The sequence below is a fragment of the Schlesneria sp. genome (assembly GCF_036405755.1).
Classification (GTDB): Bacteria; Planctomycetota; Planctomycetia; order Planctomycetales; family Planctomycetaceae; genus Schlesneria; species Schlesneria sphaerica.
Genome location: NZ_DASWWZ010000086.1, coordinates 1 through 13052, shown reverse-complemented (window position 1 = coordinate 13052; position 13052 = coordinate 1). Strand labels below are relative to the sequence as shown.

At 57.4% G+C, this 13052-nt stretch carries 9 protein-coding genes; 4 read left to right on the top strand and 5 right to left on the bottom strand.

Going from position 1 to position 13052, the window contains the following annotated elements; translation table 11 throughout:
* The 3 genes from VGE80_RS02885 to VGE80_RS02875 form a co-directional block, all read right to left on the bottom strand.
* A partial coding sequence (locus VGE80_RS02885; RefSeq protein WP_440591614.1) for a HAMP domain-containing protein occupies positions 1–4272 on the bottom strand: 4272 nt, incomplete at its 3' end.
* Positions 4273–4516: 244 nt separating this feature from the next.
* The gene (locus VGE80_RS02880; protein ID WP_440591613.1) at positions 4517–4702 is read right to left on the bottom strand and encodes a hypothetical protein; all 186 of its coding nucleotides are present in this window, start codon (positions 4700–4702) and stop codon (positions 4517–4519) included.
* A gap of 516 nt (positions 4703–5218) precedes the next feature.
* Positions 5219–6289 carry a 3-deoxy-7-phosphoheptulonate synthase gene (locus VGE80_RS02875; RefSeq protein WP_440591612.1) on the bottom strand — a complete coding sequence of 357 codons (1071 nt, stop codon included), beginning with the start codon at positions 6287–6289 and terminating at the stop codon, positions 5219–5221.
* 412 nt (positions 6290–6701) lie between these two features.
* Between VGE80_RS02875 and cysC the strand changes: the two genes are divergently transcribed.
* The 4 genes from cysC (at position 6702) to VGE80_RS02855 (ending at position 11528) form a co-directional block, all read left to right on the top strand.
* Positions 6702–7310, top strand: a complete 609-nt coding sequence (gene cysC / locus VGE80_RS02870) for an adenylyl-sulfate kinase (RefSeq protein WP_440591611.1) — start codon at positions 6702–6704, stop codon at positions 7308–7310.
* A gap of 105 nt (positions 7311–7415) precedes the next feature.
* On the top strand, positions 7416–8168 hold the full coding sequence (gene fabG, locus VGE80_RS02865) for a 3-oxoacyl-ACP reductase FabG (protein ID WP_440591610.1): 753 nt from the start codon (positions 7416–7418) through the stop codon (positions 8166–8168).
* Positions 8168–9712, top strand: coding sequence for an acyl CoA:acetate/3-ketoacid CoA transferase (locus VGE80_RS02860; RefSeq protein WP_440591609.1), 1545 nt, complete (start codon positions 8168–8170; stop codon positions 9710–9712). The genes fabG and VGE80_RS02860 overlap by 1 nt, the downstream gene beginning before the upstream one ends.
* Positions 9713–10034: 322 nt before the next feature.
* Positions 10035–11528: an aldehyde dehydrogenase family protein gene (locus tag VGE80_RS02855; RefSeq protein ID WP_373650919.1), complete on the top strand. Its 1494-nt coding sequence runs from the start codon at positions 10035–10037 to the stop codon at positions 11526–11528.
* Between the two features lie 189 nt (positions 11529–11717).
* On the opposite strand, the gene lptB is transcribed toward VGE80_RS02855, so the two are convergent.
* Complete coding sequence (gene lptB, locus VGE80_RS02850; protein WP_373650918.1) at positions 11718–12509, bottom strand: LPS export ABC transporter ATP-binding protein; 792 nt, start codon at positions 12507–12509, stop codon at positions 11718–11720.
* A 189-nt stretch (positions 12510–12698) separates the two neighbouring features.
* A partial coding sequence (locus VGE80_RS02845; RefSeq protein WP_440591608.1) for a S26 family signal peptidase occupies positions 12699–13052 on the bottom strand: 354 nt, incomplete at its 5' end.

Sequence of the window (13052 nt, the reverse complement as noted above, 5' to 3'; positions counted from 1 at the left end):
TCGCAGGTTCGAAATCATCGTGTTGATGTTGTCTTTGAGTTCGGCGACCTCGCCGCGCGTCTCAACCTGAATTGAACGAGTTAGGTCTCCCTTCGTCACGGCGGTAGCCACCTCAGCGATCGCACGGACCTGCGTCGTCAGATTTGCGGCTAGCAGGTTGACGTTTCCAGTCAGATCCTTCCAGGTCCCTGCAGCACCGGGGACGTGAGCCTGACCTCCCAGTCGCCCTTCGACACCCACCTCACGGGCTACGTTCGTTACCTGATCGGCAAACGTTGCGAGGGTGTCCGTCATGTTATTAATCGTGTCCGCCAGAGCGGCAACTTCCCCCTTGGCCTGCACCGTCAGACGCTGCGTCAGATTGCCATTCGCGACGGCGGTCACCACCTTCACGATTCCACGAACCTGCTCCGTCAGGTTGGAAGCCATGAAGTTCACATTGTCCGTCAGGTCTTTCCACGTTCCTCCTACCCCCGACACCTGCGCCTGACCACCCAGCTTCCCTTCAGTACCGACCTCACGAGCAACGCGGGTCACTTCTCCGGCGAACGAGTTCAACTGGTCCACCATCGTATTGATCGTGTTCTTCAGCTCCAGAATTTCACCTTTGACGTCAGCGGTGATTTTTCGGTTCAGGTCACCACGCGCCACGGCGGTCGTGACTTCGGCGATGTTTCGCACCTGAGCGGTCAGGTTGGCCCCCATCGTATTCACCGAGTCAGTCAGGTCCTTCCAGGTTCCCGCAACGCCGGGCACAACAGCCTGAACGCCCAGCCGTCCTTCGGTTCCCACTTCCCGCGCCACGCGGGTCACTTCAGAGGCGAACGAGCGAAGCTGCTCGACCATCGTATTGATGGTTTCCTTCAACTGCAGAATCTCACCCCGCACGTCCGCGGTGATCTTCTTTGACAGGTCCCCATTCGCCACAGCGATCGTTACTTCGGCGATATTGCGGACCTGTCCCGTCAGGTTTGATGCCATGGAATTCACGTTATCGGTCAGGTCCTTCCAGGTCCCCGCCACTCCCGGCACCACGGCCTGGCCCCCCAGCTTTCCTTCCGTACCGACTTCCCGAGCCACTCGGGTCACTTCAGAAGCAAACGCCGACAACTGATCGACCATCGTGTTGATGGTTTCCTTCAGTTGCAGGATTTCTCCCTTCACATCGACCGTGATCTTGCGGCTGAGATCTCCGCGGGCGATGGCCATCGAGACATCGGCGATGTTGCGGACCTGCCCCGTCAAGTTCGACGCCATAGAGTTGACGTTGTCAGTTAGGTCCTTCCAGGTGCCGGCCACGCCCGGAACTTGTGCTTGCCCTCCCAGTTTCCCGTCGGTCCCCACCTCACGCGCGACGCGACTGACCTCGGCTGCGAACGATCGAAGCTGGTCCACCATGGTGTTGATGGTTTCTTTCAGCTCCAGAATCTCGCCCCGCACATCGACGGTAATCTTCTTCGAGAGGTCACCGTTCGCGACGGCAATGGTCACGTCTGCGATGTTGCGGACCTGATTGGTGAGGTTCGACGCCATCGAATTCACGTTGTCCGTCAGGTCTTTCCACGTTCCCGCAACCCCTTCGACTTCGGCCTGACCACCCAGTTTCCCATCGGTACCGACCTCGCGCGCCACGCGGCTGACTTCGCCCGCAAACGCGTTCAACTGGTCGACCATGGTGTTCAAGGTGTTTTTGAGTGCCAGGATTTCTCCTTTCACTTCCACCGTGATCTTGGACGACAGGTCTCCCTTGGCGATCGCCGTGGCGACTTCCGCAATATTGCGAACCTGCCCGGTCAGGTTGGACGCCATAAAATTCACGTTGTCGGTCAGGTCTTTCCAGGTGCCGGCGACGCCGGGGACGGCGGCCTGCCCCCCCAGTTTCCCTTCCGTGCCAACCTCACGTGCCACGCGTGTCACTTCGGCGGCAAACCCGTTCAACTGGTCCACCATGGTATTGATCGTGTTCTTCAGCTCAAGAATTTCGCCTTTCACTTCCACGGTGATCTTGCGACTGAGATCGCCCCGGGCGACGGCCGTGGTCACATCGGCAATGTTTCGTACTTGTGACGTGAGGTTATTGGCCATGGAATTCACGTTGTCGGTCAGGTCCTTCCAGGTACCCGCAACCCCTTTCACCATCGCCTGGCCACCCAGCTTTCCTTCCGTACCGACCTCACGAGCAACACGGGTCACTTCAGAAGCGAACGCCGAAAGCTGTTCGACCATCGTGTTCATGGTCTCTTTGAGCTGTAGAATTTCGCCCTGCACGTCGACGGTAATCTTTTTAGACAGGTCCCCATTCGCCACGGCGGTGGCGACATCCGCAATGTTGCGAACCTGGTCGGTCAGGTTGGAGGCCATGGAGTTCACGTTGTCGGTCAGGTCCTTCCACGTCCCGGCGACGCCCGGCACCTGAGCTTGTCCCCCCAGCTTGCCTTCGGTACCGACTTCGCGCGCCACACGTGTCACTTCACCGGCGAACCCGTTGAGCTGGTCCACCATGGTGTTGATGGTGTTTTTCAGCTCAAGAATTTCTCCCCGCACATCGACCGTGATGGTCTTCGAGAGGTCTCCGTTCGCCACGGCGGTCGTCACTTCGGCAATGTTACGGACCTGGGATGTCAGGTTCGTCGCCATCGCGTTGACAGAATCGGTGAGATCCTTCCAGGTGCCGGCGACCCCCAGCACTTCGGCCTGACCGCCCAGTTTTCCTTCGGTACCGACTTCGCGCGCTACGCGGGTCACTTCTGATGCGAACCCGTTGAGCTGGTCCACCATGGTGTTAATGGTGTTTTTCAGCTCGAGAATTTCCCCGCGCACATCGACCGTGATTTTTTTGGAGAGGTCGCCATTGGCCACGGCGGTCGTCACTTCGGCGATATTGCGAACCTGCCCCGTCAGATTTGAGGCCATGAAGTTGACATTGTCAGTCAGGTCTTTCCACGTCCCCGCTACGCCCGGAACATCAGCCTGCCCCCCCAGCTTCCCTTCGGTTCCCACTTCACGCGCCACGCGGGTCACTTCTGAAGCAAAGCCGTTGAGCTGATCAACCATTGTGTTCATGGTGTTTTTCAGCGCCAGGATCTCTCCCTTCACTTCGACGGTGATTTTGGAGGAAAGATCCCCTTTGGCAATGGCCGTTGCCACATCGGCAATATTGCGGACCTGGCCCGTCAGGTTCGATGCCATCGAGTTCACCGAGTCGGTCAGGTCTTTCCAGGTACCGGCCACCCCGGGCACTACCGCCTGCCCCCCCAGCTTCCCTTCGGTACCGACTTCGCGCGCTACGCGTGTCACTTCGGAGGAGAACCCGTTGAGCTGATCAACCATCGTGTTGATCGTTTCTTTCAGCTCAAGAATTTCCCCTTTCACGTCGACGGTAATCTTTCGCGATAGATCGCCCCGCGCGACAGCGGTGGTCACCGTCGCGATATTACGGACCTGGGCCGTCAGGTTCGTTGCCATGGCGTTCACAGAATCCGTCAAATCTTTCCACGTCCCGGCGACCCCTGGAACAACGGCCTGTCCCCCCAGACGTCCGTCGGTCCCCACTTCGCGAGCCACACGTGTCACTTCCGAAGCGAATGATCGAAGCTGGTCGACCATGGTGTTGGTCGCTTCTTTCAACTGGAGAATTTCCCCGCGCACGTCCACGGTAATCTTTTTGGAGAGATCTCCTGTTGCCACAGCAATCGTGACTTCCGCGATATTCCGCACCTGGGCAGTCAGATTGCCTGCCATCTGGTTGACCGAATCCGTCAGATCCTTCCAGACACCGGAGACACCCTTCACTTGGGCTTGCCCCCCCAGTTTTCCTTCGGTCCCAACCTCACGAGCCACACGAGTGACCTCAGAGGTGAACACGGATAGCTGCTCGATCATGGTGTTGACGAGTTGTGCTGATCGAAGAAATTCTCCCTTGAGCGACCGACCGTCGACCTCGAGTTCCATCGACTGACCGAGGTCTCCCTTGGCGACGGCCCCGATCGTCCTGGCAATTTCGGTTGTGGGCCGCACCAGATCGTCAATCAGGTTGTTGATGGAGTCGGCTTCCACCGCCCATTCGCCAATCGCCCCCGGAAGCGTCATTCGCTGCTTCAAGCGTCCTTCGCGACCAACTGTATTGCTCAGTCGTGCGACTTCGAACGCAATCCGCTGCTTCTGAGCAATTGTTTGATTGAACGCTTCTGCGATACGAGCTTCCGTTCCCACCCAGTCTGATGGCAATCGAACGGTAAAGTCACCATCCCGAAAGGCGACCATCGCCTGCATGAGCGCTCGCGCGTGAGAGTCCGAGAGATCCGAATTGTTACCACGTCCCTCTTTTAACCCGACATTCTGACCGACGACGTTCTCAGATTCCGAGGCAGTGGTCTTGTGAAAGCGAGGGTCGCTCGAATCTGTCATGATTGACTCATCCAGTTGTGAAGAACTGCGCGATCATTGCAGGAATAGCCTACCAGATGTCTCTCGTATCTCAGTGACAGATCCCTGAGGGAACGATTTCATTGGGGAGCTAAAGCGGCGGTAGAAAGGGAAAAGGCTTCGATTCCCGATACGGGTCAGACTGTTGAAACTCGGGAAGCGGCACGTGAGTTTCGACAATCAATCGAGATTGAACCAGAGTACGCAACGTACCGGTCAGTTGCAGCAGCAGGCAGGTAGACAGATCTGTCTTCGAGACATGTGGGAATTGAATCATTCCGGGCACCGAACCTCCATGGTCGTAGCTTGGCGTACATCCCGGACCGTCAGCACATCAGGGAAGGACCGGCACGCTGGAATGCCGACACCTGGTCCACTATGTGAACTGAATTTCCGAAATTCTCTGGAGCGCTCTTGTTGTCATCGATGGGCCCAGCATCAATTCACGACCATTATCGTGAATTCAGGGTAGCAATCAAACAACTCCGGTTCTGAATTCGGGAAAGGCCAAATCTTTTCGATTCGGATGTTCAGATCAATTCGCCGTGAAATTCGCGTGGCTGGCCTGCGCTGGGAGAGAGTTGGGCCAGTCGCGCGGCCCGCTGGCGAAGTCAAAAGAGAATCGAGAGTGACACCGGCCTCGCGACGCAAAAGATTCGGTCGACGAAAAGGGCGGATGAAAGTACGCTCGCACGGGCCACTTCCGCTCACGCAGTTCAAACAACTACGCGAGCGGGATCCCGTTGGCCGCTCGACTAAGCGGATGTAACAACGTCGCTGACTCTGACACCGACTACGATGCGGCCGATAACTGTTCGTGGGCGTTCAGGATCAATCGCTCCGTTTCTTCCCAACCAATGCAGCCATCGGTGATGGACACACCGTACTTCAGCGACTTCAGGTCGCTGGTCAGCGCCTGGTTACCTGGAAGCAGATTACTTTCCAGCATCAGTCCCACGATATTTTTGTTGCCTGCCAGACGCTGCTTCAAGCAAGCATCCCAGCAGACATGCTGCAACAGGTAATCCTTGTTGGAATTGGCGTGGCTGCAGTCGACCATCAGGCGCGGATGGAGCTTCGCCGCATTCAGCCGGCTCAGACTGTCAGCCAGACTCTCGGCCCCGTAATTCGGCCCCGATCGTCCCCCCCGCAAAATCAGGAAGCCCCAGGGATTCCCCTTGGTATTCACGATGCACGTTTGTCCGTCAGCGTCGATGCCCAGGAAACTGTGCTGGGAACGAGCGGCGAGCATCGCGTCGATTGCGACCTGCAGGCTGCCGTCGGTGCCGTTCTTGAACCCGACCGGCATTGACAGGCCGCTGGCCATCTGCCGATGGGTCGGTGATTCGGTGGTTCGAGCGCCGATCGCGGTCAATGAGATCAAGTCGGCGATGTACTGAGGTGTGATCGGTTCCAGTAGTTCCGTCGCGGCGGGAAGTCCCATATTGGCGACTTCCAGCAGGATACGTCGACCGATTCTTAGTCCCGTCGCAATATCGAACGTGTCATTCAGGTGGGGATCGTTGATCAATCCCTTCCAGCCGACGGTCGTGCGTGGTTTCTCAAAGTAAACCCGCATGACCACCAGGATCTGGTCTTTGACGCGGTCAGCCAGACCTTTGAGTCGGCGGGCATATTCCAGGGCCGCGACATGATCATGAATCGAGCACGGTCCCACGACGGCGATCATTCGCGACTCTTCACCGAGCAGGATTCGCTTGATCGATTCGCGCGCGTCGATCACCGTCCTGACGGCGACATCGGAAATGGTCTCTTCTTGCTTGAGATATCGCGGGGATACAAGCGGGATCGTTTCGCTGATATGGACGTCTTGCAGGGGTTGAACAGGAGAAGAATCGGTCATTGGCCATTCCTAGTGTTTGCAAAAATCTAGTATAGGATCGACACGACCGACTCGCCATTGGTTCTGTGCCATTTTTTGCGAGACACATCGGTACCACACTCATGGCCAGTCCCTGGCACATCAGATGAAGGCCAGATCGGAATCCGGGAAGCGTCAGGCGGCCTCTCATTTCTTGTCGGTTGCCGACTCGATGCGGGAAGACATATTCCGCGAGGATTGACCGTTACCCTGAACAGCACGATTTTTACGAAGAGAATGATTCTCCGGCAATCCCTGGCGACGTCCCGCACGACGAGAACGTCGCTTCCCTCAAAATAGCTCGTACCATACACTCCGGCTTATCCACGTGATCCACCCGTAGAGATCAATAAAAACCATTTCCGCCGCAGAAATTTCGAGGAGTTCGTTGTTCATGACCGAGCAGAAGGCCACTAACGTTACCTGGCACGCACACGCAGTTTCGAAGGAAGATCGTTGCAAATTGAATGGCCACAAGGGGGCCGTCCTGTGGTTCACTGGACTTTCTGCCTGTGGAAAAAGCACCATTGCGAATGCCGTTGACCACAAATTGCACAAGTTGGGCAAGCGAACATTCGTTCTCGACGGCGACAACATCCGTATGGGCCTGAACAAGAACCTTGGTTTTTCGGCAGAAGATCGCGCCGAAAACATTCGCCGCATCAGCGAAGTCGCCAAGCTGTTCGCTTCAGCAGGAACGATCGCCCTGACCGCGTTCATTTCGCCTTACCGCGCTGACCGCGATAAGGTTCGCGAAATCCTCCCCGGCGAATTCATCGAAGTCTTCGTCGATGCTTCGCTGGAAACCTGTGAAAAACGGGACCCGAAGGGCCTGTACAAAAAGGCACGAGCCGGCGAGATCAAGAATTTCACCGGGATCTCCGATCCTTACGAAGCCCCCGAAAAGCCAGAACTCGTCCTTGATTCGAACAGCAAGAATATCGATGAACTGGCAGACGAAGTCATCGCCTACCTCGAAAAGAACGGCTTCCTGTCAATCTGATTGACTCTCGCTGCCGAAAAAATTGAGATCGACCTCGGTTTCGCCAGGAAACCGAGGTGATTTTGTTTCCAGTCTCGTGATTCCATAACTTCAAAGATTCCCTCCATGAGAAGCATCGATCTGTCCGGTAAAGTCGCCCTGGTGACCGGGTCCAGCCAGGGACTTGGGTTAGCCACCGCCACCGAACTTCATAATGCGGGAGCGTCGGTTGTGCTGAATTACTTCCCCGACTCGGCCGGGGTGAATCAGGGGCTGGCCGAAGCAGCCGCAAAACAGCTCGGCGAGCGAGCCATCGCACTGCCCGCGGATGTTCGCGACAGGGGATCGCTAAACGTTCTGTTTCAGAACATCGTCGACCGTTTCCAGAAAATCGACATTGTAGTCAATAACGCAGCGATCATCCGTGACCGCACCATCCGCAAAATGACCGACGACGAATGGTCGGACGTCATCGATACAAATCTGACCGGGGTCTACAACGTCTGCAAAGTCGCCCAGGAAAAACTGGCCCAGAACGGTCGCATCGTCAGCATGGTCTCGATTTCAGGAGTGATTGGCTTCTACGGGCAAGCGAATTACTCATCCGCCAAGGCGGGTGTGATTGCCCTGACCAAGGTCCTGAGCAAAGAACTTGCCCCGCGAGGGATTACCGTGAACGCGGTCGCCCCTGGCGTCGTTCTGACAGAAATGGGAAAGACAATCCCCAACGAAGTTCGTGACCAGATGCTGGTCAACATCCCGCTGAAGCGGTTTGGCGAACCCTCTGAGATTGCGAGCGTAATCCTGTTCCTCTGCAGCGACCTGGCAAGCTATGTCACCGGGCAGACGATCCACGTCAATGGGGGCTGGTGGGGTTAATGGACCGGATCGACACACTTCTGTGTACTGCCGATGCTGCTGTAGCGCAGATTCCCCTGGGTGCGACCGTCGCCTGCGGGGGGTTTGTGGGGGCCGCGCATCCAGAGTCTCTGACCGCCGCCCTCGAGCGCCGTTTTCTGGAGACCGGTACGCCCCGCGACCTGACTCTCGTATACGGTGCCGGTCAGGGCGACGGAAAATCCCGCGGACTTAACCACCTCGGGCATGCAGGCCTGGTGAAGCGTGTCATTGGGGGACACTGGGGCCTTGTCCCCCGTCTGGGAGAACTGGCACTCACGAATCAGATCGAAGCCTATAACTTTCCGCAGGGGGTCATCTGCCAGCTCTATCGCGACATCGCTGCAGGTCGTCCAGGCTGCGTGACTCACGTGGGCCTCGGAACCTTCGTTGACCCGGTTAACGGCGGCGGTCGCCTGAACGCCAGGACGTCGATCCCGATGGTGGAGCGCGTCACACTGGCCGGGAAGGAATGGTTATTCTACCAATCCTTTCCAATTCATGTGGGGTTGATCCGAGCCACCTCCGCCGACCCCTATGGCAACCTGTACATGGAGGAGGAAGCGGTCGTGGGCGACGTGCTGCCGATCGCACAGGCAGTCCGAAACTCCGGCGGTATCGTGCTCGCGCAGGTGAAGCAACTTTTGCCTGCCCCATTGCCCCCGATTCAGGTGCGGGTCCCGGGAATTCTTGTCGACAAGGTCATCGTTTCCAGCTCGGAAGATCACTCGCAAACATTCGCAGAAGAATTGAACGACGCCTATTTCCTGCCGGCGTCAGCCGATCATGCGGCAGAGCGATGTGCGGCACTGGGAAGGCTTCCTCACGACGAACGCCGGATCATTGCCGCGCGGGCCTGTGACGAACTTCAGCCCGGCGCCGTGGCCAACCTGGGAATCGGGATGCCCGAAGGGATTGCTCGAATTGCCGCAGAGCGAGGCCTGCTGGACCGCATTACCCTGACCGTGGAGAGTGGCCCCATCGGCGGAATGCCCGCCGGGGGACTGAGCTTTGGTGCCTCAATGCACCCGCAAGCCATTGTCGATCAGCCGGCACAGTTCGACTTCTACGACGGCGGCGGACTCGACTTCGCCGCACTGGGAGCGGCACAGATCGACTGCGAAGGGAATGTGAACGTCTCTCGTTTCGGTTCCAAACTCGCCGGTGCTGGCGGCTTTATCAACATCTCACAAACGGCCAAACGGCTGGTCTTCTGCGGGACATTGACCTCCGGGGGTCTCGAAGTCGATGTCAGGGATGGCCAGTTGATCATCGTCCGCGAAGGTTCGACTCGCAAATTTGTTAAGGCCGTCGAACAGATCTCCTTTAGTGGCCAGATCGCGCGACAAACCGGAAGGGATGTGCTGATCGTCACCGAACGAGCGGTCTTCCGACTCACTTCGGCTGGACTGGAACTGATTGAAGCGGCGCCGGGAATCGACATCGAAACTCAGATCCTCGCGCACCTCGACTTCCGTCCCGTCATCCGGGACGTCCGCCCTATGCCGGCTTACTTGTTTGAGTGACCTGCTGAAGTTCACGAGCTGATCGAACGATCCGTTGAAACGCCCCCGGAGCGACCAGATCTCGCATTGAAGTGACACCGATACGAGCAACGCCTCGCCATGTCCTTGACTCGTTTCCGCCTTACCTGCCTGAGGCGCGGAATCCAGTCCTGAGAGAAATCCGCGCTGACTTGAGGTGCAGTCGTTGCTGACGGCTCACCAAATCGCATTCCGACAGTGATTGTCGTAAAATTGCGAACGACTTGTTGATGGCAGTCGACACTCGTCTCCGAGCACGTTGACTCCGCTCAGTGCGAAGCCTCTACCACAGGAATCCAACGATATGACAGCCACCGTCTCGAGTAATCTGCATCCAGACGTCGTCAAGTTTCTCTCGTCGGGAACACTCAAGGGAGTCGTCGGGGGCAAGGATGTCACCAGTTCCACCGGTCAGACATTGAAAACACTGAATCCCGGCTCGGGAGAAGTTCTGGCCGAGTTCTCCGCACTCAGTGAATCGGATGTCGATGATGCGGTCAGAGTCGCCGGTGAAACATTCACCAAGTCACCCTGGGCCAAGCTCCCGCCCAACGAGCGTGGTGTGTGGCTGCACCGATTGGCGGATGCCGTCGAGAAGCACAAACCAATCATTGGTCAGATCGAAGCATTGGACGCCGGCAAGATTCTGCCACAAGCACTCGGCGACGTACAGAACTTTGTCGACACCCTGCGTTACTTCACCAACATGTCACTTCACGTTCAGCACCGTACAGCGCTGGCGGTCTCGGGACATGATGCGTGGACGGTTCGTCACCCCTGGGGACCTTGCGGCTTCATTTTTCCCTGGAACTTTCCCTTCCTGCTGATTGGCTGGGGGATTTCCCCTGCACTTGCCGCGGGGAACACCGTCGTCATCAAGCCGGCCGAAGATACTCCCCTGTCTGCCATCTATCTTGCCCGACTCGCTCGTGAGATTGGGTTCCCCGATGGAGTCATCAACGTCGTTCCCGGAACAGGCGAAACGGCCGGTGCCGCTTTGTCGCGGAACCCCGGTTTGCGACGCATGTCCTTCACCGGTTCACCCGAAGTTGGCCGCATGGTAGGTGAGGCCTGTGGACGTAATCTGACCCCGGTCAAGCTCGAACTGGGAGGGAAGGGTGCCGCCGTCGTCTTCGACGATGTCGATGTTACCAAGACCGCAGAAAAGCTGGTTCAGGCGATCACGTTCCACACGGGACAGGTTTGTTGTGATGCGACGCGCTGGCTGGTGCACAAGTCGATCTACAACGACTTTATCGACGAATGCAAAGACCGGATGACGAAAGTTCGCATCGGCTATCAGCTCGATGAACAGTCGCAAATGGGACCGGTGGTCAATGCACGTCAGCGTGAGCGGGTACTCTCCTACCTCAAGAAAGGACAAGAGCAGGGGGCCAAGCTGCTGACCGATGGGGGCGCTGCCGAAGTGCCGGGTCGCTCTGGTTTCTATGTCAAACCATCGCTATTGGCAGGCTCACTCGACAATGTCGCTGCGCGCGACGAAATTTTTGGCCCCGTCGCCTACATCGCCCCCTTCTCATCAGAGCAGGAGGCAATCGAGATGGCCAACCAGACCGACTATGGTCTGGCCAATAGCGTTTGGTCGAGCGATCTGACGCGAGCATACCGTGTGGCAGAATCGCTGGTCGCGGGAAATAGCTGGATCAACGCCCACAACATCTTCGCTCACGGCATTCCCTACGGCGGTGTCAACAAGAGCGGGATGGGGGGTGGGGTCCTGTCGATCGAAACGCTGTTCGATTACTGGAGAAGCATGTCCGTCGTGCGTCCCCTCTGATCGCTCAGGACGGTAATAAAGCGGCGGTGTCGCCCCTCGGGAGGTGACACCGCCGTTGATGCTCCATCACTGGATTTAGACCAACAGGACTCGCCGATTTTCCTCGTCACGGGACGCTCATCCGTCTTACGGCCGCACGTCGATCACGAGGCCGAATCGGAAAATCTTTGGATCCCCTGAGACACCGGGCTATGCAGCCCGATTGGCGGCTGCGGCATCCATCTGCGTCTGGAAGGCCCCTTTGCTCTCGATAATCGAGCCCGCATCGAATCGTTTTCCGAAGTAGTACTTCTGTGCATTCTCGTCATTCAGTACCGTCGCCGCGTCACCACTGACGAGGATTCGGCCGGAAAACACGATGTAACTGCGATCGGTAATGGTCAGCGTCTCGCGTTCACGGTGGTCGGTCAGGAGGATCGAAATGCCGCTTTGCCGCAGGTCCGCGATGATGTCCTGAATGCTATGAATCGTGACCGGGTCAATCCCCGTGAAGGGTTCGTCAAGCAGAATCAGCTTCGGACGACTCGCCAGACAGCGGGCGATTTCCAGACGACGTCGCTCCCCCCCGGATAACGTCCCGGCGGTCTGCTTCCGTTTCTCCGTCAGTCCGAACATGCCCAGCAGTTCATTCGCTCTGGCCATCCGTTCGCGGTATGACAGCGGCTGAAACTCCAGCACCGCGTAGAGGTTCTGTTCACCGGACAGTTTACCGAAGACACTGTCATTCTGGGGCAGATAACCCATGCCATGCTGGGCTCGTTTGTAGAGCGGCCAGCGGGTGACATCCACGCCGTTGAAGATGACTTTCCCATCGGTGGGGGTCACCAGTCCGACGGCCATACTGAAGCTCGTCGATTTCCCGGCCCCGTTCGGACCCAGCAATCCGACAACTTCACCAGGCTCGACGTGGAACGAAACCCCATCGACGGCACGTTTGCCAGGGTATTGCTTGACCAGACCAATGCATTGCAGCAATGACATATTTCGTCCTCCATGACGGTCTCTGTCGAGGTTGCTTTACGTGTCGTCAGTTTAGTCAGTCATCTTGATTTTGACGATGCCAATGCCGAATCCGCCGAGCAGAGTTGCTGCGAACGGGCATTTCTGGCTGCATACCCGATCGGGCCGCACGTCGGACTGACACTACTTTCGGACTGACACTGCTTAAGGTTACCGAATCCGTTTCAATCGCCACCACTGGGGATAGAAGGGGGCCACGTAGTCGGGATAGTTGTCGACTTCCGGTTCCCCTCGCTGATTCCGACGCGGCGAATGATTCAGCAGTGGGTAGCCCTTGCCACTGTTAAGAAACGGGATTCCGTGGGGCCAGTAGATGAAGAAGGCCTTCCCCAGCAACGCCTGTCGCGGCACGGCGTGCCGATTGTAGGCATGACGTTGCACGTTCGGCCACAATCGGCTGTCCTGACTGCGGGGGCTGTTGTCCCCCATCACAAAAAATTCATCAGGCCCCAGTTCCCGGAATGTTGCTTCGCGATGCTGACGCGAATAGAGATTCCCGTATTC

Excerpts from the sequence above, each read along its gene's own strand:
- lptB (WP_373650918.1), bottom strand. The coding sequence starts at position 12,509 with ATGTCATTGCTGCAATGCATTGGTCTGGTCAAGCAATACCCTGGCAAA.
- VGE80_RS02875 (WP_440591612.1), bottom strand. The coding sequence starts at position 6,289 with ATGACCGATTCTTCTCCTGTTCAACCCCTGCAAGACGTCCATATCAGC.
- cysC (WP_440591611.1), top strand. The coding sequence starts at position 6,702 with ATGACCGAGCAGAAGGCCACTAACGTTACCTGGCACGCACACGCAGTT.
- fabG (WP_440591610.1), top strand. The coding sequence starts at position 7,416 with ATGAGAAGCATCGATCTGTCCGGTAAAGTCGCCCTGGTGACCGGGTCC.
- VGE80_RS02880 (WP_440591613.1), bottom strand. The coding sequence starts at position 4,702 with ATGATTCAATTCCCACATGTCTCGAAGACAGATCTGTCTACCTGCCTG.
- VGE80_RS02860 (WP_440591609.1), top strand. The coding sequence starts at position 8,168 with ATGGACCGGATCGACACACTTCTGTGTACTGCCGATGCTGCTGTAGCG.
- VGE80_RS02855 (WP_373650919.1), top strand. The coding sequence starts at position 10,035 with ATGACAGCCACCGTCTCGAGTAATCTGCATCCAGACGTCGTCAAGTTT.